The 26,884-nt window shown below is 50.7% G+C and carries 27 protein-coding genes and 1 riboswitch; of the genes, 10 read left to right on the top strand and 17 right to left on the bottom strand.

Annotated features, from left to right (window positions below; genetic code table 11):
• Position 1: 1 nt before the first annotated feature.
• A complete protein-coding gene (gene lnt / locus GN278_12725; GenBank protein ID XAT61540.1) occupies positions 2–1,486 on the top strand; it encodes an apolipoprotein N-acyltransferase in 1,485 nt (494 codons plus the stop codon).
• 31 nt (positions 1,487–1,517) lie between these two features.
• A riboswitch (SAM riboswitch) is annotated at positions 1,518–1,566 on the top strand.
• Between the two features lie 5 nt (positions 1,567–1,571).
• Positions 1,572–2,753 (top strand): methionine adenosyltransferase, encoded by a 1,182-nt coding sequence (locus GN278_12720; protein XAT61539.1) that lies wholly within the window; start codon positions 1,572–1,574, stop codon positions 2,751–2,753.
• Between the two features lie 90 nt (positions 2,754–2,843).
• Here GN278_12720 and trpB read toward each other — a convergent pair whose 3' ends face one another.
• The 11 genes from trpB to GN278_12665 form a co-directional block, all read right to left on the bottom strand.
• The gene (gene trpB, locus GN278_12715) at positions 2,844–4,076 is read right to left on the bottom strand and encodes a tryptophan synthase subunit beta (protein XAT61538.1); all 1,233 of its coding nucleotides are present in this window, start codon (positions 4,074–4,076) and stop codon (positions 2,844–2,846) included.
• A gap of 78 nt (positions 4,077–4,154) precedes the next feature.
• Positions 4,155–4,817 carry a phosphoribosylanthranilate isomerase gene (locus tag GN278_12710; GenBank protein ID XAT61537.1) on the bottom strand — a complete coding sequence of 221 codons (663 nt, stop codon included), beginning with the start codon at positions 4,815–4,817 and terminating at the stop codon, positions 4,155–4,157.
• A 5-nt stretch (positions 4,818–4,822) separates the two neighbouring features.
• Entirely contained in the window at positions 4,823–5,173 is a 351-nt protein-coding gene (locus GN278_12705; GenBank protein ID XAT61536.1) for a DUF1049 domain-containing protein, read from the bottom strand.
• A gap of 4 nt (positions 5,174–5,177) precedes the next feature.
• On the bottom strand, positions 5,178–5,462 hold the full coding sequence (ihfB, locus tag GN278_12700; protein XAT61535.1) for an integration host factor subunit beta: 285 nt from the start codon (positions 5,460–5,462) through the stop codon (positions 5,178–5,180).
• Positions 5,463–5,735: 273 nt separating this feature from the next.
• Positions 5,736–7,415 carry a 30S ribosomal protein S1 gene (gene rpsA, locus GN278_12695; protein XAT61534.1) on the bottom strand — a complete coding sequence of 560 codons (1,680 nt, stop codon included), beginning with the start codon at positions 7,413–7,415 and terminating at the stop codon, positions 5,736–5,738.
• 234 nt (positions 7,416–7,649) lie between these two features.
• Positions 7,650–8,273, bottom strand: a complete 624-nt coding sequence (locus GN278_12690) for a (d)CMP kinase (GenBank protein XAT61533.1) — start codon at positions 8,271–8,273, stop codon at positions 7,650–7,652.
• Positions 8,274–8,293: 20 nt separating this feature from the next.
• Complete coding sequence (gene aroA, locus GN278_12685; protein XAT61532.1) at positions 8,294–9,646, bottom strand: 3-phosphoshikimate 1-carboxyvinyltransferase; 1,353 nt, start codon at positions 9,644–9,646, stop codon at positions 8,294–8,296.
• 112 nt (positions 9,647–9,758) lie between these two features.
• Complete coding sequence (trmB, locus tag GN278_12680) at positions 9,759–10,475, bottom strand: tRNA (guanosine(46)-N7)-methyltransferase TrmB (protein ID XAT61531.1); 717 nt, start codon at positions 10,473–10,475, stop codon at positions 9,759–9,761.
• Positions 10,476–10,485: 10 nt separating this feature from the next.
• Positions 10,486–13,344 (bottom strand): valine--tRNA ligase, encoded by a 2,859-nt coding sequence (locus tag GN278_12675; protein ID XAT61530.1) that lies wholly within the window; start codon positions 13,342–13,344, stop codon positions 10,486–10,488.
• A gap of 82 nt (positions 13,345–13,426) precedes the next feature.
• Positions 13,427–14,038 carry an HD domain-containing protein gene (locus tag GN278_12670; GenBank protein ID XAT61529.1) on the bottom strand — a complete coding sequence of 204 codons (612 nt, stop codon included), beginning with the start codon at positions 14,036–14,038 and terminating at the stop codon, positions 13,427–13,429.
• A gap of 121 nt (positions 14,039–14,159) precedes the next feature.
• Complete coding sequence (locus GN278_12665; protein XAT61528.1) at positions 14,160–14,588, bottom strand: winged helix-turn-helix transcriptional regulator; 429 nt, start codon at positions 14,586–14,588, stop codon at positions 14,160–14,162.
• A 108-nt stretch (positions 14,589–14,696) separates the two neighbouring features.
• Here GN278_12665 and GN278_12660 point away from each other — a divergent pair, with 108 nt between their 5' ends.
• The 6 genes from GN278_12660 (at position 14,697) to GN278_12635 (ending at position 21,572) form a co-directional block, all read left to right on the top strand.
• The gene (locus GN278_12660; GenBank protein ID XAT61527.1) at positions 14,697–15,857 is read left to right on the top strand and encodes a type III PLP-dependent enzyme; all 1,161 of its coding nucleotides are present in this window, start codon (positions 14,697–14,699) and stop codon (positions 15,855–15,857) included.
• Between the two features lie 44 nt (positions 15,858–15,901).
• On the top strand, positions 15,902–18,199 hold the full coding sequence (locus GN278_12655; protein XAT61526.1) for a molybdopterin-dependent oxidoreductase: 2,298 nt from the start codon (positions 15,902–15,904) through the stop codon (positions 18,197–18,199).
• On the top strand, positions 18,180–19,247 hold the full coding sequence (locus GN278_12650) for a DUF2235 domain-containing protein (protein ID XAT61525.1): 1,068 nt from the start codon (positions 18,180–18,182) through the stop codon (positions 19,245–19,247). The genes GN278_12655 and GN278_12650 overlap by 20 nt, the downstream gene beginning before the upstream one ends.
• A 66-nt stretch (positions 19,248–19,313) precedes the next feature.
• Positions 19,314–20,021, top strand: coding sequence for an ABC transporter permease subunit (locus GN278_12645; GenBank protein ID XAT61524.1), 708 nt, complete (start codon positions 19,314–19,316; stop codon positions 20,019–20,021).
• Entirely contained in the window at positions 20,014–20,742 is a 729-nt protein-coding gene (locus GN278_12640; protein ID XAT61523.1) for an ATP-binding cassette domain-containing protein, read from the top strand. Before GN278_12645 ends, GN278_12640 begins: the two co-directional genes overlap by 8 nt.
• The gene (locus GN278_12635; protein XAT61522.1) at positions 20,739–21,572 is read left to right on the top strand and encodes a sulfate transporter; all 834 of its coding nucleotides are present in this window, start codon (positions 20,739–20,741) and stop codon (positions 21,570–21,572) included. The genes GN278_12640 and GN278_12635 overlap by 4 nt, the downstream gene beginning before the upstream one ends.
• On the opposite strand, the gene GN278_12630 is transcribed toward GN278_12635, so the two are convergent.
• Positions 21,556–22,440, bottom strand: a complete 885-nt coding sequence (locus GN278_12630) for a helix-turn-helix domain-containing protein (GenBank protein XAT62659.1) — start codon at positions 22,438–22,440, stop codon at positions 21,556–21,558. The two genes, GN278_12635 and GN278_12630, sit on opposite strands and share 17 nt — an antisense overlap.
• 78 nt (positions 22,441–22,518) lie before the next feature.
• Between GN278_12630 and GN278_12625 the strand changes: the two genes are divergently transcribed.
• Positions 22,519–22,995 (top strand): CoA-binding protein, encoded by a 477-nt coding sequence (locus GN278_12625; protein ID XAT61521.1) that lies wholly within the window; start codon positions 22,519–22,521, stop codon positions 22,993–22,995.
• 27 nt (positions 22,996–23,022) lie between these two features.
• Here GN278_12625 and GN278_12620 read toward each other — a convergent pair whose 3' ends face one another.
• The 5 genes from GN278_12620 to hisA all read right to left on the bottom strand — a co-directional run bounded on the left by GN278_12620 (position 23,023) and on the right by hisA (position 26,346).
• Entirely contained in the window at positions 23,023–24,129 is a 1,107-nt protein-coding gene (locus GN278_12620) for a serine/threonine protein kinase (protein ID XAT61520.1), read from the bottom strand.
• Positions 24,130–24,268: 139 nt separating this feature from the next.
• Positions 24,269–24,562: a Dabb family protein gene (locus GN278_12615; protein XAT61519.1), complete on the bottom strand. Its 294-nt coding sequence runs from the start codon at positions 24,560–24,562 to the stop codon at positions 24,269–24,271.
• A complete protein-coding gene (locus GN278_12610; protein XAT61518.1) occupies positions 24,559–24,870 on the bottom strand; it encodes a phosphoribosyl-ATP diphosphatase in 312 nt (103 codons plus the stop codon). Before GN278_12610 ends, GN278_12615 begins: the two co-directional genes overlap by 4 nt.
• Complete coding sequence (gene hisF, locus GN278_12605) at positions 24,867–25,631, bottom strand: imidazole glycerol phosphate synthase subunit HisF (protein XAT61517.1); 765 nt, start codon at positions 25,629–25,631, stop codon at positions 24,867–24,869. The genes GN278_12610 and hisF overlap by 4 nt, the downstream gene beginning before the upstream one ends.
• A complete protein-coding gene (hisA, locus tag GN278_12600; protein ID XAT62658.1) occupies positions 25,624–26,346 on the bottom strand; it encodes a 1-(5-phosphoribosyl)-5-[(5-phosphoribosylamino)methylideneamino]imidazole-4-carboxamide isomerase in 723 nt (240 codons plus the stop codon). The genes hisF and hisA overlap by 8 nt, the downstream gene beginning before the upstream one ends.
• A gap of 144 nt (positions 26,347–26,490) precedes the next feature.
• Here hisA and GN278_12595 point away from each other — a divergent pair, with 144 nt between their 5' ends.
• Entirely contained in the window at positions 26,491–26,883 is a 393-nt protein-coding gene (locus tag GN278_12595; protein XAT61516.1) for a DUF2147 domain-containing protein, read from the top strand.
• The last annotated feature ends 1 nt before the right edge of the window (position 26,884 follow it).

Below are 26,884 nucleotides of genomic sequence, written 5' to 3'. Positions count from 1 at the left end.
TGTGTCGGTGTTTCGAGTATTCGCTAGAAATTACTCTTGGAGCGTACTCGTTATTTTGGGGTTAATCATTTCTACCGGGCATGCACCGTTTTCTCTTTGGCCGGTTTCCTTAATTGGTTTGTCCCTGTTTTTTTGGCTTCAGCAGAATCACAAGCTTTCTTTAAAGAGCCTTTTTAAAAGTGGCTGGTGGCTAGGCTTTGGCTATTTTTTGGGAACTTTGAATTGGCTTGTTGAGCCCTTTTTGGTGGATATCGCAACGCATGGATGGATGGCGCCATTTGCTGTGTTGTTAATGTCAGGCAGCCTGGCTCTTTTCTGGGGCACTGGGATGTCTCTTGGGGGTCTCTTAGGGGGTAGGTTGGGGTGTGCTCTTGGTTTAGGCCTGTGTGAAATGGTACGTGGATATCTGTTCACGGGCTTTCCATGGGGGCTCTTGGGCTATATTTGGGTCGATACACCAATAGCTCAACTGGCCAGTTACTTTGGTGCGTATGGCCTTACGGTGGTTACTTTCGGGTTTTGTGCGCTTCTTGCACAGAGTTTTTATGTTCGCCGGAAAGTTATGGATCTGGCGGCTCTTTCACTTTTATTCTTGGTTGTCTGGCTTTTCAACAACACTAGCCAGCATACTCATCAAGCACCTGAAAATGCTACAGTTATTCGCCTGGTACAACCTAATGCCCCGCAAGAAAAAAAGCGCGACCCCCAATTCGCAATGATTTATTTTCAAAAGATGCTTGAGTTTTCTAGTCAGGCGCCACAGCCAGATTTGATTATCTGGCCCGAAACTTCCTTGCCGACCGCATTTAATTTTGCAGCGGACTTACTTCTTCAGATTAAAGAAGCTGCGCAAGGTGTTCCGGTTTTGGTGGGCGCGCTGCGTACTAAAGAAGATAAAATTTTTAACTCGCTTATTTTGGTTGAACCGCAAGAAGATGCCAAAGTGGTTTATGATAAATTTCACCTCGTTCCCTTCGGCGAGTATCTACCATTTGAAAACTTTCTGACCAAAATTGGCCTTGGGTTCAGTTCTGATCTGTTCGGCACTGGCTTTCAAAATGGTTCTGGTCCCCAGGTGGTGAACCTGCCCAATGTGGGAAAGATTTTTCCGCTGATATGTTACGAGGCCGTGTTTCCTCAGGATGTGTCAGCAATGCCGGAACGCGCGGATGTGATAGTCCAGGTGACAAATGATGCTTGGTTTGGAAAGTTTTCGGGACCATATCAGCATCTGGCACAAGCGCAAATGCGAAGTATCGAGCAGGGGCTGCCAATGGTTCGGGTGGCTAATACTGGCATTTCGGGCTTAATTGACCCAACCGGCCGTGTTGTCAAAAAATTGGAGTTGAATAAATCCGGGTATATTGATGTGGCATTGCCTGATGGTGAACTTTCCACGCTTTACAGTCATTATGGAAACTGGACTATTCTTCTTCTTTTCATTGTTCTTAGCATGGGCAATTTTATTTTGCGCATTAGGCATTGACGGCTGTGGCCTAGAAGACTAGTGCAGTTGGACCGCATCACAACGGCTTCCTGACGTGATGTTTAATTAAAAATGGAGCATTTATATGACACGAAATAGTTTTGTTTTCACTTCTGAATCCGTTTCAGAGGGCCACCCCGATAAAGTCTGCGATCGTATTTCTGATGCTGTTCTGGACGCATTTATAGCCGAAGAACCTGAGGCAAGAGTGGCCTGCGAAACCTTTGCAACGACCAACCGTGTGGTCATTGGTGGTGAGGTTGGATTATCTGACAAAGCCACACTGAGTAAATTTATGGGGCAAATTGATGATATTGCCCGTGCCTGCATTAAAGATATTGGTTATGAGCAAGAAAAATTTCATCATCGAACTGTAGAAGTTACAAACTTGCTGCATGAGCAATCCGCACATATTGCACAGGGTGTAAACGCTCGCGATAACAAAGACGAAGGGGCGGGTGATCAAGGCATCATGTTTGGTTACGCAACCCGCGAAACCCCCGAGTTAATGCCAGCACCAATTCAATATAGCCATGCTATCCTTCGCCGCTTGGCAGAAGTGCGTAAATCGGGTGCGGAGCCGACATTGGGACCGGATGCTAAATCACAGCTGTCAATGCGCTATGAAAATGGCAAACCGGTTGCTGTGACATCATTGGTTCTTTCGACTCAGCATCTTGATGACAAAATGACATCTGAGGATGTGCGCGACATTGTAGAGCCGTATATCCGAGAAATCCTTCCTCAGGAATGGATTTCTAGTGAGACGAAATGGCATGTCAATCCAACAGGTAAGTTTGTGATCGGTGGCCCAGACGGAGATGCGGGTCTTACGGGGCGCAAAATTATTGTTGATACTTATGGTGGTGCCGCGCCCCATGGTGGCGGTGCATTTTCTGGTAAAGATCCGACCAAAGTTGACCGGTCTGCTGCTTATGCGGCCCGCTACTTAGCCAAAAATGTGGTTGCAGCTGGCTTGGCAGACAAATGTACCATTCAATTGAGTTACGCCATAGGGGTTGCAAAGCCCTTGTCAATTTATGCGGATACCTTTGGGACTAGTTCTGTTGCCCCTGATGTAATCGAACGTGCAATAGCACACTGTTTAGACCTCAGCCCACGAGGTATTCGTGAGCACCTTGGTTTAAACAAGCCAATCTACCAGCGAACAGCTGCCTATGGCCATTTTGGTCGTACACCAGAGGCAGACGGTGGCTTTAGTTGGGAAAAAACCGATTTAGTTGAAGCGTTGCAGAATGCCATTTAAAGGCGGTGGCTTTAGTTAAAATGCTGTATTTTAAAATAAAAGTCCCGCCTTGTTAATTGAGGCGGGACTTTTTCTAATAATCAACCAAATTTAGACGAATTCACCCATGTCAAAGTTTAAGTGTTTGGCAACGGTAAAAATGTCTTTGTCCCCACGGCCACACATATTCATACATATAATATGATCTTGCGGCAATTCCGGCGCAATTTTCATCACATGGGCCAATGCATGACTTGGTTCAAGAGCTGGAATGATGCCTTCTTGTGTGCAGCACAGTTGAAAGGCTTCCAACGCTTCTTGGTCCGTGATCGACACATATTTTGCTCTCCCAATTTCATGCAGCCAAGAATGTTCTGGTCCAATTCCAGGATAGTCGAGCCCTGCAGAAATCGAAAAGCCTTCGAGGATTTGGCCATCGCCATCTTGCAGAAGATAGGTGCGATTTCCGTGTAAAACTCCTGGTCGGCCGCCGGTGAGAGACGCGCAATGCTCCATCTTTTCATTGACGCCTTTTCCGCCGGCCTCAACCCCGATGATAGAAACAGTTGCATCATCAAGAAAGGGATAAAACAACCCCATAGCATTAGAGCCGCCACCAATAGCAGCAATAATTGTATCTGGCAGACGGCCTTCAGCTGCCTGCATTTGCTCTTTGGTTTCTTTGCCGATGATTGACTGAAAATCACGCACCATGGCTGGATAGGGATGGGGACCCGCAACTGTACCAATACAGTAAAACGTATCACGGACATTTGTAACCCAATCGCGAAGCGCATCATTCATTGCGTCTTTAAGTGTCCCTCTGCCAGAGGTCACAGGAATAACTTCGGCGCCTAAAAGTCGCATCCGAAAAACATTAGGGGCCTGACGCTCTACGTCATGAGCGCCCATGTATACCACACATTTCAGTCCAAATTTAGCACAGACGGTTGCTGTTGCTACGCCGTGCTGGCCAGCCCCTGTTTCGGCAATAATCCTATTTTTTCCCATTCTACGAGCAAGGATAATCTGACCTAAAACGTTGTTAATTTTGTGTGCGCCTGTGTGGTTTAACTCATCACGCTTCATATATATTTTTGCGCCGTCTAAATGATTTGTGAGGCGCTCAGCAAAGTAAAGGGGGCTGGGGCGTCCAACATAATGGGTCCAAAGATCATGCATTTCGGCCCAAAAGCTATCGTCTGTTTTGGCGCGCTCATACTGCTCTTCCAATTCTAGTATAAGCGGCATCAGAGTTTCCGATACAAAGCGTCCACCAAAATCACCAAACCGGCCATTTTCGTCTGGACCAGTCATAAAGCTGTTGAAGAGTTCATTGGGCATTGCGCCTCTCCCAGAAATAATATTTCACATGATGTAGCTTTGTTCTTAGGGCGCGTAAAGTCGCGGACAATAAATTATTTATATTGCGGCTACACTATGTGTTTGCGCGGCCCGCACAAAGTCCTTTATCTTTTGTGCGTCTTTTTCGCCAGGCCGGATTTCAACACCCGAGGACACATCTATTTGCTGCGCACCCGTGATTGCGATCGCTTGGGCAACATTTTCGGGATCTAATCCACCTGCAAGCATCCATGGGCCTGTCCAGTGCCGCCCTTGCAACAAGCTCCAGTCGAAGGCAAAACCGTTGCCACCGGGCAATAAAGCATCTTTTGGAGGTTTCGCGTCGACCATTAGCTGATCTGCAACAGTTGCATAGATATCAAGTTTCTTTAGATCGTTTTGGGCGGCAACACCAATAGCCTTCATGACAGGCAAGCCTGTCTTTTGTTTTATCTCGGTCACTCTTTGTGGCGGTTCACTGCCATGAAGCTGGATCATGTCAAGTGGCACTTCGGCGGTTAAACGTTCCAAAAAACTATCACTTGGGTTGACCACCAGTGCCACCTTGGCCAAGCCAGTAGGTGCTTCAAGTGCAATGCTGCGAGCCTGATTTAAAGTGAGGCTGCGCGGCGATTTCTCAAAAAATACCAATCCGGCATATTGGGCACCAGCGTTGCCTACTTCCTGCATTAACTGTCGGTTGGTTACACCGCAAATCTTAACCCTTACGGGATTTGACATAGAATTTATCTCACTTCCTCAAGCATCGCCAAAACTTCATCTTGGTCTTTGTATTTTTCACCCTTCAGATCGCGCAATTCGCTTTTTAGTTTATGCACTTCACGGCTTTTTTGTGCTACCTCTACACGATGCTTATATTCGCGCAGCCACTCCCAAACAAAGCCAACCAACACACCAAAGATTGTACCACCCAAGAAAATGACAAAAACTGGCAGATCAATAGACCAGTTGACCCCAAGCCATTGAGACAAATCCTCGGGCAAAAGGCTAAGTTGCGTTATCGTTCGATTTGCCACGGCCACAACGACCATGACCAACGCAAGGCTGATTAAAAACGCATATCGAAGATATCGCATTGCATTAGGACTTTCCGTTCAGCCGATCTCGCAAAAGCTTCCCAGTTTTGAAAAATGGAACGTGTTTTTCGCTGATGGACACACTTTCGCCAGTTCGCGGGTTTCGCCCAACTCTTGCATCGCGCTTTTTGACAGAGAATGCCCCGAAGCCGCGTAGTTCTACACGATCTCCATTCGCCATAGCATTTGTGATTTCATCAAACACTGTATTTACAATGCGTTCTACATCACGCTGAAAAAGATGCGGATTTTGATCAGCGATTATCTGAATGAGCTCCGAGCGGATCATTTTTCCCCCTACACGTTGTTTGGCGATAGATATCATACGACTATAAGAAGATTGGAAAGAATGGGAAACGCTTTGTGTTTGGAAAGTCGAAATTGTTTGCAGATGAAGCAAAAATAATGGGTCTCGGATAAGTAATCTCGATAAAATCATGGGTCAGACCCAAAGTGTAGAAATTCTACGTGGCGAAATTTAATTAAAACCGAATCGTTTAAGCATAAAAAAGGCTCCCCAATCCTAGTGGAGGGGAGCCTTTAAAGAGTAATTGAAGCTGAGTTATTCGTCGCCTTTTAGTGCCGCTCCCAGGATGTCTCCCAGTGAAGCACCCGAATCCGAAGACCCATATTGCTCGACTGCTTCTTTTTCTTCCGCAATCTCGCGGGCTTTGATCGACAAGCCCAACTTGCGGGTTTTGCTATCGATGTTTGTAACACGCACGTCGACTTTATCACCTACAGAAAACCGCTCGGGTCGCTGTTCAGCCCGATCACGGCTAAGGTCAGAGCGTCGGATAAAGGCTTTGGCGCCTTCATATTCCACTTCAATACCACCATCTTCAATTGCAGTAACAGCAACCGTGACAATAGAGCCGCGTTTGACGCCGCCCGTTGCTTCGGCGAATTTGTCGCCGCCCATGGCTTTAATCGAAAGACTGATGCGTTCTTTTTCTACATCAACCTCAGAAACAACAGCTTTGACTGTGTCGCCTTTGCGGAAGTTTTGAATTGCATCTTCGCCGCGTTCGTCCCACGAGATATCGCTAAGGTGAACCATACCGTCGATTTCGCCTTCAAGACCGACAAAAAGACCAAACTCGGTGATGTTTTTAACCTCACCTTCAACCTGCATGCCTTCAGGATGTGTTTCTGCGAACACTTCCCAAGGATTGCGTTGGGTTTGTTTTAGTCCCAGTGAAACACGCCGTTTAGATCCATCAATTTCAAGCACCATCACTTCTACTTCTTGGCTGGTAGAAACGATTTTTCCGGGGTGGACGTTCTTTTTAGTCCAAGACATTTCAGAGACGTGTACCAGACCTTCTACGCCAGCCTCTAGCTCAACAAAAGCACCATAGTCGGTGATATTTGTCACAACGCCGTTGTGTACAGACTCCAGAGGATATTTAGCCGCAACGAGATCCCATGGATCTTCCTGCAGTTGCTTCATACCAAGACTGATACGATGAGTGTCTTTATTGATTTTGATCACTTGAACATTGATCGATTCACCAATGGTCAAAATTTCTGACGGGTGATTAACACGGCGCCAAGCCATGTCGGTCACATGCAACAATCCATCAACACCGCCCAGATCAACAAAGGCGCCATATTCAGTGATATTCTTTACAACGCCCTCGACAGCCATGCCTTCGGCGAGGTTGCCAATCACTTCTGCGCGCTGTTCGGCGCGGCTTTCTTCCAATATGGCGCGGCGTGAAACAACGATGTTGCCACGGCGTCGGTCCATTTTCAAAATCTGGAATGGCTGCTTGAGACCCATCAAAGGCCCTGCGTCGCGGACCGGCCGCACGTCAACTTGTGATCCGGGCAAAAAGGCAACAGCCCCGCCAAGATCAACGGTAAAGCCGCCTTTGACACGGCCAAAGATAGCGCCTTCAACACGGGCATCATCTGCATAAGCTTTTTCAAGGCGATCCCAAGCTTCTTCGCGGCGGGCCATTTCACGGCTGATAACCGCTTCGCCTTTTGAGTTTTCAACCTGACGCAAGAAGACCTCAACCTCATCGCCTGCAGCGACTTCGGGGGCCTCGCCAGGGTTGGCAAATTCTTTTAACTCGACGCGGCCTTCCATTTTGTAGCCGACATCGATGATGGCAAAACCTGCTTCGATTGCAATGACTTTACCTTTTACGACAGACCCTTCTTGGGGTGTATCCATTTCGAAGCTTTCGTTAAGGAGGGCTTCGAATTCCTCCATAGATGTATTTTGAGCCATGTTGTCTCAGTTTCCTTTACTAGTCATTTACGGGCCAAGCGGTTGTCTCCGCCGGTCTTGGGTTTTATTGGTCTGCTTGTTTCAGACTTTTTGCTCGAAAAGCTGCCCTGTGGACAACAGAGAGGCCGGATACGATGTTTAGGGCAATAAATCAAGGGCTGTCTGAGCCATAATGGCTTCTTTTACAGTCCAGTTCCGCGCAAATTGCTAGACGGGAAAATAAAACCTTAGATGCTATGGTTGCTTAATGCGCTCAAGTGCAGTCTCGACCACTTTGATTGCATTTTTTACGGCTGCTTCAATCGTAAGCTCGGTGGTATCAATAATGATCGCGTCAGAGGCGGCTTTCAATGGCGATGCATGACGCGTCGCATCCCTTTCGTCACGTTCTTTCACATCTTTGAAAACAGCCTCAAAAGTCAGTGATTTATTCCCATTCAACAACTCTTCAAAGCGACGTTTTGCACGGGCTTCAGGGCTTGCGGTTATATAGAGCTTTACAGCAGCATCTGGAAAAATGACTGTACCAATATCACGCCCATCGATCACGGCCCCGCCGTCTTTTCCGGCAAAATTCCTTTGAAAGTCAAAAAGCTCGGAGCGGACTTTTGAAATTGCGGCAACTTTGCTCGCCATTTGGGCAACCTCTGGAGACCGCAAATTTAAAGCATTTAGATCTTCGATATGCAGCGTCGCCGCCGCTTCTTCTGGGACAGATCCTCTCAATGTTTTTGCGGCAACTGCTCTGTAAAGCAGTCCGCTATCAAGGTATGGAAATCCAAAATGATTGGCAACAGCCTTGGCAATTGTTCCTTTGCCAGCTGCCGCCGGTCCGTCAATTGCCACAACAAATTTCATTTCTGGTAACTGCCCTTTGGTTAGTGGTTGTTTCGAGTTATCGCGCCGCCGAGGTGTGTCATTAGGTCTTCAAAGATAGGAAACGATGTTACGATTGGGGATCCGTCATCTATTTTGACTGGGTTTTTACTGGCCATTCCCATGATAACAAACGACATTGCAATTCGGTGATCCAGATAGGTGGCGCAAAGCCCCCCACCGCGCACTTTTCCGCTTCCTTGGCCCGAAACAATCCACCAGTCTTCCCCATCTTCGACTTCTACCCCATTCGCGCGAAGTCCCGTGGCCATTGCCTCAATCCGATCGCTTTCTTTAACTCGCAACTCTTTCACTCCGCGCATCACAGTTTTGCCAGATGCAAAGGCTGCGATCACTGAAAGGATGGGATATTCATCAATCATGCTTGCCGCACGGCCGGGGGGCACTTCAATGCCTACCATGTTTGGTGAAAAGCGGGCGCGCAGATCGGCAACGGGTTCTCCGCCCTCGACCCGCTCGTTTTCGTAGCTTAGATCGGCGCCCATTTCGCGCAGCGTTGTGAACAATCCAGCCCGGGTGGGATTTAGACCGATATTGGGAACCAAAACATCAGAGCCCTCGCAGATTAATGCAGCGCAGACCGGAAAGGCAGCAGAACTGGGGTCGCGAGGAACGGTTATATTTTGTGGATTTAGCTCTGGCTGGCCGGTCAGAGTAATTACGCGCCCATCTGGGCTATCGTCCACCGTGATTTTGGCGCCAAAGCCTGCCAGCATACGCTCGGTATGATCACGTGTTGCTTCTGGCTCAACAATTACAGTTTTTCCAGGAGCGTTAAGTCCCGCTAATAATACGGCCGATTTTACTTGAGCAGACGGCACGGGAACCGTGTAGTGGACAGGCACCGGATGTTTGGCACCGTGTATTGTCATTGGTAGGCGTCCACCAGTGCGTCCATGCGCTTCGGCTCCAAAAAGAGCAATAGGGTCAGTAACACGGGCCATAGGGCGCTTATTGAGGCTGGCATCGCCAGTAAAGGTTGCGGATATCGGGTGGGTTGACATTGCCCCCATCAAAAGCCGAACGCCGGTTCCTGAGTTGCCGCAATCTATCACTGTTTCGGGTTCGCAAAACCCGCCAACTCCAACGCCATTAACGCTCCAATTGCCGCCGCCATGATCTGTCACTGTGGCACCAAATGAGCGCATAGCCTTGGCGGTGTCCAGCACATCCTGTCCCTCTAAAAGACCTTCGATACGGGTCTCTCCAACAGCCATAGCTCCAAGGATAAGTGCACGATGCGAGATCGACTTATCGCCCGGCACATTTGCAATGCCCTTCAAAGGCCCTGACTTGCGTGAGGTCATTGGAACTGGAGTGCCATGTGCGGACATATTTCACTTTCCTTTTTTGTGCAGGTGATACCGCAAGCTGAAACAAGCGTCTATGGGCGTTTGGACCTTTGAGTTAAATTCCACCACAGTATATTGCACATTTTGCATGGGCTTACCTACGCTTTTGGAAGGTCAAATAATGCGGTGTTCTGTTTTCATGGACGGCTTTTTCTTCGTAACGGGTTCTATGCCAGTCGGGCCAAGCTATCCGCCAATCTTTAGGATTTTCCGCAAGCCATTCTAAGCCTTGCTTCGGGACTTCAAGCAAGGCTTGTCGTACATAATCAGGGATATCTGTAGCCAATCGAAAAATCGAATTAGGCTTTAATATCCGTGCCATAGGCACTAAATGTTCGGGGGTAACGAAGCGGCGACGGTGGTGGCGTTTTTTGGGCCATGGATCTGGGTAGAGCAGGAACGCGCGCTCAATGCTTGCCTCTGGCAGGACGTCAAAAATATGGCGGGCATCGCCGGGGTAAATTCGGATATTCGTGACCCCGGCAGCGCGGATTTTACCCAACAGCATGGCAACGCCGTTGATATAAGGCTCGCAGCCGATAAAGCCGACATCCGGGTTCAATTGGGCCTGGTGCAAAAGATGCTCGCCGCCGCCAAAACCAATTTCAAGCCACACCGGCGCATCCCCAAAGAGTGCCTTTAAGTCAAGCGGTTTGCGGTCCGGGTTTTCGTCCCAATCCACTGCGCCCGGGGACAGCTTTTGCAAATCCTCTGCCAAAGCCTGCTCTTGCGCTTTGCGCAATCCCTTGCCCTTGAAACGGCCGTAAAAATTACGCCATGGTGCGCCGGAAGGGTGATGACCTTGGGTCATATCTTAGGCCTTATCCGAGCTCGTCTAAGCGCACCATTGCAGCGCGTATCTGGGCCTCTTCGTCTTCTCGCAGAGCAAGGTTCTGGCGGGTTTCTTCAACCACTTCAGCAGGAGCGCTTTCAACAAATTTAGGGTTTTTAAGCCGCCCGCGTAGCCCGCCCAACTCTTTTGCCAACTTGCCTATCGCCTTTTCCAGGCGTGCTTTTTCTTCTTCAATATCAATGATTTCCGCTAAGGGCAGCCCAAAGTTTGCCCCTGCAACAGCCAGTGTGACACAGCCTTTGGGAAAGCTGTCGACCTCCGTCAGCGTTTCAATCCGCGCCAGCTTTTTAATTAGCTCTTGGTTGCGGTCCCACGCTGCTTTGGCTGGGCCATCAAGCGCGCTCACTAGCATGGGAATTTTTGCGCCTGCTGGCACATGCATCTGGGCGCGTACCGAGCGGATTTCCTCGATCAAACCAATCACCCAGTTCATTTCCGCATCGGCGTCTGGATCAACCAATTCGCGGCCATAACTGGGCCAATCGGTATGGACCAGCATTTTTTCGCGCGGCGCCAAAGTGCCCCAAAGCTCTTCGGTGATAAACGGCATAATTGGGTGCAAAAGGATAAGGCATTGATCCAAAACCCAGCCCATTGTGGCGCGGGTTTCAGCCTGTGCCTCAGCGTCAGAACCATTTAAAAGCGGTTTGGAAAATTCCACATACCAATCGCAAAATGTGCCCCAGATAAAGCTATAAAGCGCATTGGCTGCATCGTTAAAACGATAGCCCGTCAGCGCCTCATCCACGCTCACCCGCAGCTTGCCGGTTTCACCAATGATCCACTTGTTGAGGGTCTGATTTGGCACGTCAGTATCGCGTCGGTTTTGCGGTGGTATCGCGGTGGTGCTGTAAACCGCGTTCATTTCGGCAAAACGGGCGGCATTCCAAAGCTTTGTGCCAAAGTTCCGATAGCCTTTGATGCGGTCCACCGATAGTTTAAGAACGCCGCCTATTGCGGCCATCTGCGCGAGGCTAAAGCGCAAAGCATCGGCCCCGAACTCATCGACAATTTCCAGCGGGTCAATCACATTGCCGCGGGTCTTCGACATTTTCTGGCCTTTTTCATCCCGCACCAGTTGATGCAGATAAACCGTGTGAAACGGAATTTCATCCACCACAGCCAGTTGCATCATCATCATTCGCGCAACCCAGAAAAACAAAATATCCTGTCCGGTGACAAGCACATCGGTGGAGTGATATTTTGCCAGGGCTTCGGTCTGCTCGGGCCAGCCCAAGGTGCCGATTGGCCAAAGCCCCGATGAAAACCAAGTGTCCAGCACATCAGGATCGCGGGTCAGGGTTTTATCCGCGCCCGCCATCGCTTGGGCTTCCGCTTCGCTTGCGGCGCAGTATTGATTGCCGTCTTCGTCAAACCACACCGGGATTTGATGGCCCCACCAAAGCTGACGCGAAATGCACCATGGCTCGATATTTTCCAGCCAGTGATAATAGACTTTTTCGCCGCTTTCCGGCATAATCTTGGTGCGCCCGTCGCGCACTGCATCCAGCGCGGGGCCAACGATTTTAGCGGTATCCACAAACCACTGATCGGTGAGCATGGGTTCAATCACCACGCCCGAGCGATCGCCAAAGGGCTGCATGATCGGTTTGTCCTCGACCATAATCATCAGGCCTTCGCTATCAATATCGGCCACCACGCGCTTGCGGGCTTCAAAGCGGCCAAGATCGCGGTACTCTTCGGGAACCAGATTGATCGCATCAACCTCGGTTTCGGTAAACGCGCCGCCGCTGGCAAGGCCTTGGGCTTTTGCCACCTCATCGCCATAGGCTGCACCGTCGCCACGCATGATGCCGCGAGTGTCCATCAGCCGGTACATGGGAATATTGCCGCGTTTAGCCACCTGATAGTCATTTGCGTCATGGGCGCCGGTGATTTTCACTGCGCCAGATCCAAAGTCGGGGTCAGGATAGTCGTCTGTGATAATCGGTATAAGTCGGCGATGCGCTTTCGGGCCAACCGGAATTTCACACATTTTGCCCACAATCGGCGCATAGCGGGCATCATCGGGGTGCACGGCCACAGCCCCATCGCCAAGCATGGTTTCCGGCCGTGTGGTGGCGATTGAAATATAGTCGCGGACCTCTTCCAGAATGACGTTCCCATCCTCATCCTTTTCGATGTAGGTATAGGTTTCGCCATCCTGAAGCGGGTATTTAAAGTGCCACATATGGCCGTCAACTTCGATATTTTCCACTTCAAGGTCAGAAATAGCGGTTTCAAAATGCGGATCCCAGTTGACCAGCCGCTTGCCGCGATAAATCAACCCTTTTTGGTACATATCCACAAAGACTTTTAGCACCGCGTCATGAAAGTTGGGGCTGTTTTCATGGCCTATGCGCGGATCGCCGGGCGCACCGGCCATGGTAAAGGCATTGCGCGACCAGTCGCAGGATGAGCCAAGGCGTTTAAGTTGATTAATAATGGTGCCGCCGTATTCGCCTTTCCATTCCCAGACTTTTTCAAGGAATTTTTCGCGCCCCAGATCACGGCGGCCAATATTACCCTGCTCGGCGAGCATTTTTTCCACCTGCAATTGGGTGGCAATGCCGGCATGGTCCTGACCGGGTTGCCACAGCGTATCAAAGCCGCGCATCCGGTGCCAGCGGGTCAAAATATCCTGCAAAGTATTGTTAAAGGCATGGCCCACGTGCAACGCGCCAGTGACATTGGGCGGCGGGATCATAATGCAAAATGTTTCCTGCCGCGATGCGTTCGCACCGGCTTTAAAACATCCGGCCTTTTCCCACGCGTCGTAAAGCCGGTTTTCGGCGCTGGTTGCATCAAAGGTTTTTTCCAATGGCATTGCTGGCTCACCCGTTAAATTTGTGTTCACTGGCAGATAACGGCTAACCACATAAAGGAAAAGGCCAAAGGCGCAAGTTTCTTTAGCTTTCGTCGCGCCGCGTTCCGATCAGGGGCACGCGCTCGCCGTTGCGGATGACCTTTGGATCATAGGGCGTGCGGGCAAATACCGAACGTACCATATCAGTGAAAAACTCAATCGGCTTGCTGTCGTAATTAGGATCAAAGCTGGCTTGATCCCAGCGCTCGCAAAATGCGGCACAATCTTCAAAATAGGGATGGCTTTTATAGGCATCGCGCTTGTGCGGGTTGCCGCCCACATGGTGGCCATAGTAGATCATCTGAAAGTCGCCATGTTTTTCCACCACCCATGTGCATTGCTCGCGCACAAAGGGGCGTAGAATGGTGGCCGCATATTCATCGTGATTATAGGGCGCATAGATATCGCCGATATCATGCAGCAGCGCCGAGACCACCCAGTCGTCATCGGCCCCGTCGCGCCATGCGCGGGTGGCCGATTGCACCGAATGTCCCAAACGGGTGATTTGATATCCAGACAGGCTTTCATCGAGATCAACCAAGGCTTTGAGCAATCGATCAGCCGTACCTTTGGTGTATTCGGTTTCATGGGCGGTCAGAAAATCGTAGTCGTCTTTGTCGCCATCTTTCATCTGGGTGAATTTGACATGATCCATGGTGCTGTGGTCCTTTGGTCTCGCCCTGCTTCGGATTATTTCTGCCATGTTGCGGGCAAAAGTCAAAATCTATTTTGCACCCCGATGCATCGTCTGGAAACCGGCATAGCGGCGGCTAAGCTCAGCGGTCAATTTTGGTACTCAGATGGATCAGGCTTTCTGAGCTTATGATCCCGCGCGCAGCGCCGATATCATCGAGGGTTTCGTCCAGCTCTTCTGTAGATTGGGCGCTTAGCTCGACCACCAAATCAAAGCGGCCGGATGTGGTATGGACCTTTTCCACCTGCGGCAGGGTTTTAAGCTTTTGCAACACTGCTGCGCCAGAGCGTGGCTCGACCGATAAAAGCGCGGAAGCGCGCAACACTGGGCGCGCGGATGGCCCTTTTTGCAGTGTATAGCCGGCAATATAACCGCTATTTTCAAGCCGCTCGATCCGCGCCTGAACCGTGGTGCGCGCAAGACCTAAGGTGCGCGCAAGATCGGAAACCGAGCTTCGGGCGTTTTCGGACAGCAAACGCAATAACTGCCTATCTTTTTCGTTAATTTGCATAATTTTATAGTAATAAAAACCAAAGTTATTGGCAATATAGTAAATTTGGCAGGTTTATCGCTCTAGACTATGACGCATATTAAAGGAAAACAGAACTGAGGTGCGGCGATGAACGAACAGTCTTCTTGGATTTGGGACACTCCAAATGCCCATTTTTCAAGCTACCTACCAGATGAACCGATTGGTTATTTTTCGCCCAATGCCCTCATATCAAAGCTGTCCACTTTTCAATCTGGTTTTGGTGGCCTGCTGAGTTATGCGGTCAAAGCCAACCCTGATCCTGATGTCTTGCGTTGCCTGACACAAAACGGGGTCTCAATCTTTGATGTGGCCTCACCGGCTGAGATCGAAATGGTGCGGGCCATCCATCCAGAGGCCAAATTACACTATCACAACCCCATACGTTCAGCTCAGGAAATAGCCCAAGCAAAATCGCATGGGATCGCCTCTTGGTCGGTTGATGCGCTCAGTGAATTAGACAAGCTTGGGGATTTGCCTAAGGGCAGCGAAATTGCAGTGCGGATAAAGCTTCCGGTGGCCGGTGGGCTTTATAATTTTGGTGAAAAATTTGGCGCAGAACCTGCGCAAGCAGTGCCTTTGTTGAAAGCGGTCGCAATCCGCGGGTTGGCCCCGGCGATCACATTTCATCCGGGCACTCAATGCATGGCACCCAGTGCATGGGAAAGTTATATTGAAGCGGCCGCGCAGATTGCAAAGGCTGCCGAAGTTCGCCTTTTATCGCTCAATGTCGGCGGCGGCTTTCCAGCCGACCGCGCTGCACAGCCGGTGGATTTACTGGGTATTTTCAACCGGATCAAAGCTGCTAAGGAACGCTATTTTTGCGATCATAATCCAGTGCTGGTCTGCGAGCCTGGCCGCGGGTTGGCGGCAGATGCCTTTGCGCTGGTTCTGCGGGTTAAGAATATAAGGCCGGATGGCGCTCTGGTGCTGAATGATGGAATATATGGCGCGCTGGCGGAATGGCGTGATATGCCGCCGGCTCACAGCCGTCACATAGCGGTTTTCAATTCCAAAGGCGACGAGCGGCTTGGGAAACCTGCACCGCGTGTTATCTTTGGCCCAACATGTGATAGCCTTGATCGCTTGTGTGAACCATTGGCTTTACCATCGGATATTAAAGAAGAAGACTTTATTTTGATCCAAGGTATGGGCGCCTATAGCGCAGTGCTGACCAGTCGCTTTAACGGCTATGGCTGCTCCAAACAAATTTATTGTCGCGCCTTAACCAGCACCCCTAGACATTTATAGGCTTCGGGTTACCTTGCTTTGCAAAGGTTACATGAGGCAAATCAGTGGAAAAGTTTGGCAAAAGCCAGTCCGTTTTGCGGACAGAGGATCATAGGTTTTTGACCGGTAAAGGTCAGTATGTGGATGATATTGCACCAGACGATGCGCTGTTTGCATGTGTTTTTAGATCCCCTGTTGCCCATGCTGAAATTATAGCGCTGGATGTTGAAGATGCGCGCGCAAGCACGGGCGTCAAAGCTGTTGTGACAGCAGCCGATTTAAAGTCCGCGGGGATCGTATCAGGCATGGCTGCCACGGTATTGCAAAACCGTGATGGGACCAAAGCGGCCGCTCCGCGCCGTCCACTTTTAGCCGAAGATAGGCTGCGGTTTCTAGGTGAACCAGTGGCTGTTGTGATTGCGGAAAATTTTGATCAAGCATGTGATGCTGCTGAACTGATAATCCTTGATTATCAAGATCTTGATGTCCATCTTGAGCTTCAGGAGGGCGGTGCCCAAATCCACAAAGAAGCGCCTTTAAACCGCGCATTTGATTGGTCTTGCGGCGAGGAATCAGCGACCGTAGAAGCTTTTGATAAAGCGGCCCATCATGTTCGGCTAAGCATTACAGACAACCGCATTATTGCAAGTTCCTTAGAGCCTCGCGGCTGCTATGCCGAATGGGCTGATGATCGGCTGCATGTATGCGTTAATGGCCAAGGGGTTTGGGGGACAAAGTCACGCTTGGCCAAAATCCTGAATCTGCCGGACGCCAAAATTCGCGTCACCAACCCCGATGTTGGGGGTGGGTTTGGCATGAAGGCGATGGATTATCCGGAAACCTTTATCTGTGCCCATGCTGCACGGCAGCTCGGCAGGCCTGTGCGCTGGATGTCCGGGCGCAGTGAAGCTATGGCAAGCGATAATTGCGGGCGGGATCTGGTATCAATAGCCGAACTGGCTTTTGACGGTGATCATAAAATTATCGGCTACCGGGTGAGCACATTGTGCAATCTTGGGGCCTATAATTCGCAATATGCGCAACCAATCCAAACCGAACTTTTCGCAAAAGTGCTGACCGGGCCCTATGATATTCCAACAGCGTTTTTATCGGTCAAAGGCATCTACACAAACACAACGCAAGTGGATGCCTTTCGCGGTGCTGGCCGGCCCGAGGCCATTTATGTGCTTGAACGGGTAATAGACCGGGCAGCGCGCAAGCTGGGAATAGACGGTTGGGAACTGCGCCGCAAAAACTTTATTGCGCCAGACGCTTTTCCTTATCAAACGGTGACAGGCGCGGTTTATGATGTGGGGCATTTTTCAAATGTGTTGACATCGGCTGAGCAGGCCGCCGACAGGCGTGGTTTTTCACTGCGAAAATCAAACAGCCAAGCCCAAGGCCGGCTGCGCGGTCTTGGGCTATGCTATTATATCGAAAGCATCCTTGGCGACCCAAGCGAAACCGCCAAGGTGCTGTTTAAATCGGACGGAACTGTTGAAATTTTTGTTGGGACACAGTCCAACGGGCAGGGGCATGAAACTGTCTTTGCCCAGTTTCTATCAGATCAAACCGGAATTCCGGCCCATCTGATCAAGGTGATCCAAGGCGATAGTGACCGGATTGCCAAGGGCGGGGGAACCGGTGGATCGCGTTCAGCAACAGTCCAAAACAATGCGACTTTGGCAGCAGTTACTACCATGATTGATGTTTTTTGCCAGTATTTGGCAGATAAATTAGGGGTAGAGCGGCACGAAGTTGATTTTGATGATGAACAGTTCCGTGTTGCTGGATCAAATTCAACCCCCACTATGCTTGAGCTGGCAGAAATGGCGCGCACCGAAGGCCGCGATGATTTGCTATCGCATCAGGCAACAGCGAAGCTGAATGCGCAGTCGTTTCCCAATGGCGCACATGTGGCAGAGGTAGAGGTTGATCCGGACACCGGTCAGGTCGAGTTGATAAGCTATGTGGTGGTGGATGACTTTGGTCATATGTTGAACCCGATGCTGGTCGAAGGTCAGGTGCATGGCGGCGTAACCCAAGGTGTTGGTCAGGCGCTCTGTGAACACGTGGTATATGATCCGGACGGTCAGCTTTTGACAGGCAGCTTTATGGACTATGCGCTCCCACGGGCGCGCGATGTGCCGTTTTTTCAATTTGAAACACAGCTGCTGCCCTCGACAGCCAATGTTTTGGGCATTAAAGGCTGTGGGGAAGCAGGAACTGTTGGGGCGCTTGCCGCTGTTGCCAATGCTGTTCAAGACGCGCTATGGGATCAGGGCGTAACACAAGCTGATATGCCCTTTACGCCGCTGCGGGTTTGGACCCTTTTAAATACTCATGACTTGGCTGCAGAATAGAATAAAAACCGTATTTGAACGCTTTCGGGCGGATCGGTATCCTAGTCCCCCGCGCCGCCGCTCTTCGCGGGGGCAAAAAACCCATGTGATTATCTTGGACGGCACACTGTCCTCGTTTGAACCGGGTTATGAAAGCAATGCCGGCTTGCTTGCCAAACTTTTGGACGAATTGGGCCCGTCGATAAATGTGTATTATCGACCGGGTCTTCAATGGCACAGTTGGCGGTCAATAAGAAATGTGCTGTTTGGTGGCGGGTTGGATCAACAAATTCGCGATACTTACGGGGCTTTGGCCACCCGTTATCGGCCGGAAGATCGGATTTTCCTTTTTGGCTATTCGCGTGGGGCGTTTGCCGTGCGCTCACTGTCAGGCCTAATTGATAGAGTGGGATTGCTTAAAGCTAAACATGCGACCCCGCGCAATATTGAACAGGCTTGGCGCGCCTATAAAAATCCGCAGACGCCGGAAACACCGGCCAAGTTTCGCGCCGCCTACTGCCATCAGGAGGTCAGTGTGGAAATGATCGGGGTTTGGGATACTGTGCGCGCGCTTGGGTTGCGGGTGCCATTTTTCTGGCGCTGGATGCCGGATCGTTACGGGTTTCACAATCATCATCTTTGCAGGTCGGTTAAAGCCGGCTTTCATGCTTTGGCCAAGGATGAAACCCGGCTCGCATACCGGCCGGAAAAGTGGCGGGCCAATCCCGACCACCCAGCACATCTGGAACAGGTTTGGTTTCGCGGAACCCATGGAGATATTGGCGGCCATCTAAGCGGATTTTCCGCCGCGCGTCCCTTGTCCAACATCCCTCTCGTGTGGATGCTGCAACGGGCCGATGCCTGCAATTTGCCGCTCCCAAAGGATTGGGCGTCGCGGTATCCCACTGATGTAAACGCGCCTTCTATCGGGCACTGGCAGGGGTTCTCCAAGCTTCTTATTTTACGCCGTAGACGAGTAATCTCTGTTGGCCCCACCGAATGGATTCACCCCTCTGTTGCCCGAAGTGAACGCGTGAAACTGGAAGTCTATGAAGAAAAAAAAGACTAAAGTAGACATTCCAATAAAACTGTGATTTTATGAATAATATTCTATGTGCGGAAAAAATACATAAAAATGCAGGGATTTGCAAGTGAATTTACCCAAGCGCTCCACTTAATCCTGTCTGGGGATACTGCGTTATGGGCAGTTGTTGGACTGTCTTTGCGGGTGTCAATCTTGGCCGTAATATGCGCTGCAGTAATGGGCTTTCCTTTAGGTGCAGCGCTGGCCGTGGGAAAATTTCCCGGGCGTCAAGTGGTGATTGTTTTGGTTAATGCGTTGATGGGAATGCCGCCGGTTGTCGTTGGATTGGTGGTCTATTTGCTGCTGTCGAACGCAGGACCATTTGGTGTATTGGGATTGCTGTATTCCCCAGCGGCAATGATTATTGCGCAAACTATTTTGGTAACGCCTGTGGTGGCTGCGCTGTGCCGCCAAAGCATTGCATTACTTTATGACGAGTACCGCGATCAGTTAAATTCCTTGGGACTCAGTCCGTGGCAGATGGTGCCGGTCCTTTTATGGGAGGCGCGCTATGCTTTGATGACTGCGGGATTGGCCGGCTTTGGCCGCGCTATTGCCGAGGTTGGCGCAGTCATGATTGTGGGCGGAAACATCAATCACGTGACCCGAGTTATGACCACTGCCATTGCGCTTGAAACATCCAAGGGCAATTTAAGCCTAGCTTTGGCATTGGGGGTCATACTGGTTTTGATGGCGCTAGGGGTGAACGCGGTGGTGGCGGTCATTGGCGGACGCCGGCAAGAGGCGATGCATGTCTAAAATAGCGATTAGTTTGAAAGACCTGCGGCTGGTGGTTGGTGGTAAGCTGCGGTTGAAAATTCAACAGGCTGATCTTGATCCTGAAATGCCAACAATGATTTTAGGACCAAACGGGGCAGGCAAAAGCCTTTTGCTGCGGGTCCTGCATGGGCTGACCTTGCCCCAGGGCGGGCGCATTAATTTTCCGGGAAACCTTGGCCAGCAAAAGCACCAAGCGATGGTGTTTCAACGTCCGGTTTTGCTGCGCCGCAGTGTTATGGAAAATGTTGCCTTTGCACTTCGTGCCCGAGGAACAGACCGTAATCAGTCGCGCGATATCGCGGGCCACTGGCTTGAGCGGGCAGGTTTAGGCGATCTAGCTGACGCGCCGGCGCGTAGACTTTCGGGCGGTGAACAACAAAGATTGGCCATGGTGCGCGCGCTTGCTTGTGATCCAAAGCTGATTTTCCTTGATGAGCCCTGCGCCAATTTAGACCCGCGCGCATCGGTGCAAATCGAGCACCTTATCAAATCGGCTGTTGCATCGGGTGTAAAGGTGATCATGGTTACCCATGATCAGGCGCAGGCACGGCGCTTGGGGGGCGAATTTATCCTTATGCACCAAGGCCAAATCGTTGCTCAAGCATTGCGCGAACGGTTTTTTCGACCCACGTGGCACCCGTTGGTTGATGCCTTTCTTGCGGGTGAGCCGCTGCTTGCGCAAGCACAGGATCAAATATGATGCGAAAAATGAATAAATACCGCGCTTATGTCGTATTTTGTTGTTTTATTATGATCCTGTGGTGCGGCAAAGCGGTTGCTGCTGATTACATCGTTATTCAGTCGACCACTTCGACCCGTAATTCAGGATTGTTAGAAGCGATTTTACCCCAATTCACCCAAGAAACAGGGTTTCAGGCCCGGGTTGTTTCTGTTGGTACAGGCCAGGCGCTGAGAAATGCCCAAAACGGGGATGGGGACGTACTATTAGTGCATGCCAAAAATGCTGAGGAAGAGTTTGTTGCCCAAGGATGGGGATTAGCCAGACATGATGTAATGTATAATGATTTTATTATCGCAGGTCCGCCATCCGACCCTGCGGGCATCTCAGGAGGCAGCAATGCTGTCGCTGCGCTTGTCAAAATTGCCAAAAATAAAGCTCTGTTTGTATCGCGCGGGGATGACAGTGGGACACACCGGGCAGAGTTGCGGCTTTGGCGGGCCACCGATATCGACCTGATCTCTGCCTCAGGCGCGTGGTATCGTGAAACTGGCTCAGGTATGGGCGCAACGCTCAATATGGCCACATCAATAGGCGCCTACGTGATGACAGACCGTGCCACTTGGTTGAGCTTTTCAAATCGTGGAAATCTAGAGGTTTTGGTCGAAGGGGATGCCAGATTATTTAATCAATACGGGGTGATAGCCGTTAATCCATCGCGCCATCCGCGGGTAAATGCAGCCGGGGCCAAGGCCTTTGTGAACTGGATAACCGGCCCAGAGGGGCAAGCTGCGATTGGCCGCTATAATTTGGATGGAAAAGCGCTGTTTTTCCCTAATGCGACGCGTTAAAATGAATATGGCCAAAATCAGATAAATCATAGCCAGACAGCGATTTTGCCTGATCTTTGAATATATCGCCTTCACAAAAATTTATAAATTTTTGAAACGCAGTATCAAACCAAGCTTTACGCCAGACTAAAAGGTCAAGCCGTTCTGTCATGATCGGAATAAAATCAAGATTTTGCGCAACAGCTTCGGATTTAAGCCCAAAGGCGGCCTCGGCACGGCCTGATTTCACCTCAAGCGCGAGATCGCTTTCAGAGCGTGCAATACTTTGCCCTGCAAAGGCCATATCAGCGTTGACACCTGCGTCTGACAGCAAGTGTTCAAACAATTTCTGACCCGCTGCGCCCTCTTGCCGGCGGGCAAGTCGACGGCGCTTTATATCATCTAAGCCCTTGATACCTAACGGGTTTCCTTGCGAAGCGATTAGACCGCGTTCCCGTTTGCAAAACTCAACCAAGACAACAGGAAGATCGTTAAATTCTGCCGACACGCGGTTGGTATTCCAGCCCTTTTCTTCATAAATATGCAATGCGCAGAGCGCCGCTTTTTTGCCGCGCACCCGCGTAAGCCCGTCTTCGCTGCCATCAAAATAGCCCGCAAGCCCGCTGCCGGATTGTCGCAACGCCCAGTCGAGCAGCGGATCATGGCTGCCGGCGATAATCGCTGGCAAGTTAAGCGCGGCCTCAAGGTTTGGGCCAGTATGGGATTGTTTGAGCCAAGCCTCAACTGCACTGCGCTCAAACAGTAGTTTTCCTCCTGCGCGCAAGCAGGGTATTTGCTCGCTGGAGGCAAGATCATAAACCTTACGTTCACCAAGGCGCAGCAGTTGAGCAAGTTCTTTGGTGGTCAAATACGGGCTGCTTGGGTGCATCATACCCTCACCTAGTCATAAAGCTTTGAATGTTCCAAGACTATGCAGTAAGTCAGAACCAAAGAAAAGAGGCTGCGCGTGTCAAACACTTATTCCCATCGCTATTTGTATGATATTTTGACCCGAACCAAAGTTATTGCAGCGGTTGGGGTTAGCCCTAATCCAATCCGCCCGAGTTATTTTGTGGCCCGGTATCTTAGTTTTAAAGGGTACCGCGTAATCTCGGTCAACCCTGGGCATGCCGGTAAAATATTATTTGGTGAAAAGGTTTATGCGCAGTTGTCAGATATCAATGAACCCGTTGATATGGTTGATATTTTCCGTAGGCCAGAGGCAGTGCCTGCAATTGTAGATGATGCTCTGGCGTGTTTCAAAGGTCTTAAAACCATCTGGATGCAAATCGGTGTTGAGCATCCTGCCGCTGCCGCTATGGCTGAAGCGCAGGGCATTGATGTGATCCAAAACCTTTGCCCCAAAATGGAGCGCCAGCGGCTTTTTGGCGAGCTGCGCAAATATGGTGTCAATACTGGTGTGATTTCATCACGGCTGTTTTGATCTCACGGCAGTTTGTGGCGGCAACTTTTATTTTACAGGAAAATAATCTTCGCAGCTGCCTTCGCGGTAAACATCTGCCGTGCAGCAATGCAGCCCGCCGCCAAAGGCATAGGCATCACGCAGATCAACCTCAACCACGTCCATGCCCAGTTTATCCATCTGCTCCGCTTGGTAGACCTCGGATTTTTCAACGCAAACCGTTTTATGGTCTAGCACCAGAACATTCATGCTTAGCCATGTCGATGAATAGCAAAGGGGCGGCGGTGCATTATGCGCCGGTTGCGCCGCATCCACGATCTGCCAGTCATTTTTTTCAAACATGCCGCGCTGCTCATCGGGCAGGCGCCGTTGCGGGTTGTTCAAGATCAAACCGGGCCGCAGCGGGGTAAAGGTTGCGTCAATATGGATCGGATAGGGATCACCGGGGAAATTGACTGTGTGCACGCGGTGATCGGGGAAATGCCGGCGCAGCCACTCAATGCCTTTCAGGTTGGTGGTAAAGCCGTGCTGCACCACCAGATCGCGGCCGAATCGAAGGACATCTGCTGCATCAAACAGCGGTTCTTGCTCGGTGGTGACAAAAAACTTCTCCGCCGCCCACTTAAGCCGCTTTTCAACCCCGATTTTATCAGAAAGGTAATCGGGGTGATAATCTTCGTCTGTTAGGCGCGGCTTTGGCGCCGCTTCATGGCGGAAATTGGGGTCTTCCTCCCAATAACGCTCCATCAATGGCCGGTAACACAGGTACTCAAACCAGCGGCAGCGATATGACATCGTTGCCTCAAGAATTTCGGAGCCAACGGTCAGCAAAACATCGCGCGGCGGCATGCAGCCAAACTGGCTATCGGTATGAAAATCGGGTGTTGTGGCGGGTTTGGAAAAATCAATCGGCGTTGGCCGATCTACTGTAACCCCCCGTTTTCCCAACATATTTGCAAAGTTATCGAGCAGCTCATTGGCGCGGTCGATGGTTTCTTGCGGCCGGCGCCCCCATTGGCCGCGCATATCGCTATCTTCGGGAACCTTGGCATCAAGCGCGGGCTCTTCTGGCGGGATGTGGCAATCATCGGCGCGGCCGACAATCACATGTTTCAATGGATCCCATTCATTCCAACTGTTGACGATTGTGGTCATGCGATACCCTGTTTTTCCAAGCCGTTGTAAACAGCAATACCATCGCTAGAATTTATGCTTTTGCAATCAAAAAATGCAGCTCACTGCAACAATTATCGCGTCGTTTTTCCTGTGATGCGCGCGCTATGCAGCCTATGTTTTATAGCGTGGTTTGAAAATCGGCGGCCAAACGCAGCTCGCGCAGAGGGCGCACAATTTCTATAGCGCGCTGGTATGTTGGATGCTGCTTAAAGGCCGCTAGGGCGTTGGCATCTCTAAATTCGCCGTAAACCACCCAATCCACAGGGTCTTGTTCAATTGGGTCGGTCGCAAAATTGCGTTCAACCTCAAGTATTTGAGCATGTGGGTTATCCTGTAAAATTCGCAAACCAGCGCCAATTTTATCAATGTATTCTTGGTTTTTGGCACTGAAAAAAACGATATGCCGGATCATGTTTTGCGTGCAGCCTTTTCAGCCAGACCTGATTGGGCCTGACGCCGGTCCAATTCATCCATCACATCGGTAAGCGCGACATCGCGTGATTTGAGCATGACCAGCAAGTGATAAAGCACATCAGCGGCTTCCGCAGTTAAACCAGCGCGGTCGCCTTTGACCGTTTCGATGATGGCCTCGGCGGCTTCTTCACCGAATTTCTTTGCGCATTTCTCTGGACCTTGGGACAAGAGTTTGGCGGTCCAGCTTTCTGATGGATCAGCCTGTGCGCGGGTTTCTATAATGTCAAAAAGGTCTTCAAGCGTCATGTCTCTAGCCTCATCGGGATGCCGGCCGCGGCCATATGCGCTTTGGCCTCGGCAATGGTAAATTCGCCAAAATGAAAGATGGAAGCGGCCAGCACAGCTGATGCGCCGCCTTTTGTGACCCCTTCGACGAGATGATCAAGCGTGCCTACACCCCCAGAAGCGATCACTGGTATGCTCACTGCATCTGAAATCGCGCGGGTCATGGGCAGGTTAAATCCCGCTTTGGTGCCATCACGATCCATAGATGTGAGCAAAATCTCACCTGCGCCTTTGGCTGCAATCTTTGTGGCAAATTCAACAGCGTCGATACCGGTGGGTTTGCGGCCGCCATGGGTGAAAAGCTCCCATTTGCCCGGGGCAACGGTTTTGGCGTCAATAGCGCAAACGATGCACTGGCTGCCAAACTGATCTGCGGCTTTAGCCACCACATCCGGATTGGCCACAGCAGCGGAATTAAAGCTTACTTTATCCGCACCGGCCAGCAAAAGCGCACGGACGTCTTGTGCGCTGCGCACGCCGCCGCCCACCGTGAGCGGTATATAGCACTGCTCTGCCGTGCGCTGCACCATATCAAACATGGTTCCGCGATTTTCATGGGTGGCATTTATATCTAGAAAGCAAAGCTCATCTGCGCCCGCCGCATCATAGGCCCTTGCTGCATCGACCGGATCACCAGCATCGCGCAGGCCAACAAAGTTCACCCCTTTGACCACCCGGCCGTCTGCCACATCAAGGCAGGGAATGATGCGGGTTTTAAGCATTGAGCGCCTCTAAGGCTTGGCCAAGATCGAGCGCGCCATCATAAAGCGCGCGGCCAGATATCGCCCCGTTGAGCGCTGCACCGCAATCCCGCAGCGCGATCAAATCCGCAAGCGAGGACACACCGCCGGATGCAATCACGGGGATTGAGACAGCCCTAGCCAGTGCGGCGGTGGCCTCTATGTTTGGCCCCTGCATCGCGCCATCACGGTTAATGTCGGTATAGATGATGGCCGCCACACCCGCGTCTTCAAAAGAGCGTGCAAGATCGGTCACAAGTACATTAGTTTCCTCGGCCCAGCCTTTGGTGGCAACGCGCCCATCACGTGCATCAATGCCCACTGCAATTTGCCCGGGAAAGGCTTTCGCTGCTGTGCGCACAAGATCAGGGTTTTCCACGGCGGCAGTGCCCAAAATGACCCGGGCAAGGCCTTTGCTGATCCAGCGCTCAATGGTTGCCATATCCCGAATGCCGCCGCCAAGCTGCGTGGGCACTTTGGTCTGTGCCAAAATGGCCTCGACTGGGGACGCATTGACTGGTTCACCTTCAAAAGCGCCATTAAGATCGACGAGATGAAGCCATTTACATCCTTGGGTGACAAATTCCATGGCTTGGGCCGCAGGATCCGTATTAAATACCGTTGATTTATCCATATCACCACGTAAAAGCCGCACTGCATTGCCATCTTTTAGGTCAATCGCTGGATAAAGGATCATCTTGGGTCTTTCTTGGTATTGTGCAAAAGCAAACTCAGGGGCCATTTGGCACGGCCAGAGCCGAAATGCAACGTAACGCAACGAGAGCCTTGTCAAGATGGTGAAAATATAAGCATCATCAGGCTATCATATGGAGGATATGATATGAAACGTTTGATCTGTGCCGTTTTTGGATTGATTTTTGCAGCATCTGTGGTGGCCGCAGACCCCATTTATGGGCTTTGGCAAACGATCCCGGATGACAATGGGAATTTTGGTCATATCGAGGTTCAGGATTGTGACGGCACAATCTGTGGGGTTTTGATGAAATCTTTTGATACGGCTGGAAAATCAATTGAAAGCGACAACATTGGCAAACGTATTATCTGGAATATGAAATCTAAAGGCGATGGCAAATATGGCGGCGGCAAAATCTGGTCACCGGACACCGATAAAACCTATGCCTCTAAATTAGAGCTGGTTGGGGATGAGCTAAAAGTCTCGGGCTGCGTCTTTATTGTATGCCGCGATGGCGGCACTTGGACCCGGGTAAAATAAA

It is taken from the genome of Rhodobacteraceae bacterium Araon29 (assembly GCA_039640505.1).
Lineage (GTDB): Bacteria > Pseudomonadota > Alphaproteobacteria > Rhodobacterales > Rhodobacteraceae > CABZJG01.
This window is presented reverse-complemented; position numbering and strand designations above follow the sequence as displayed.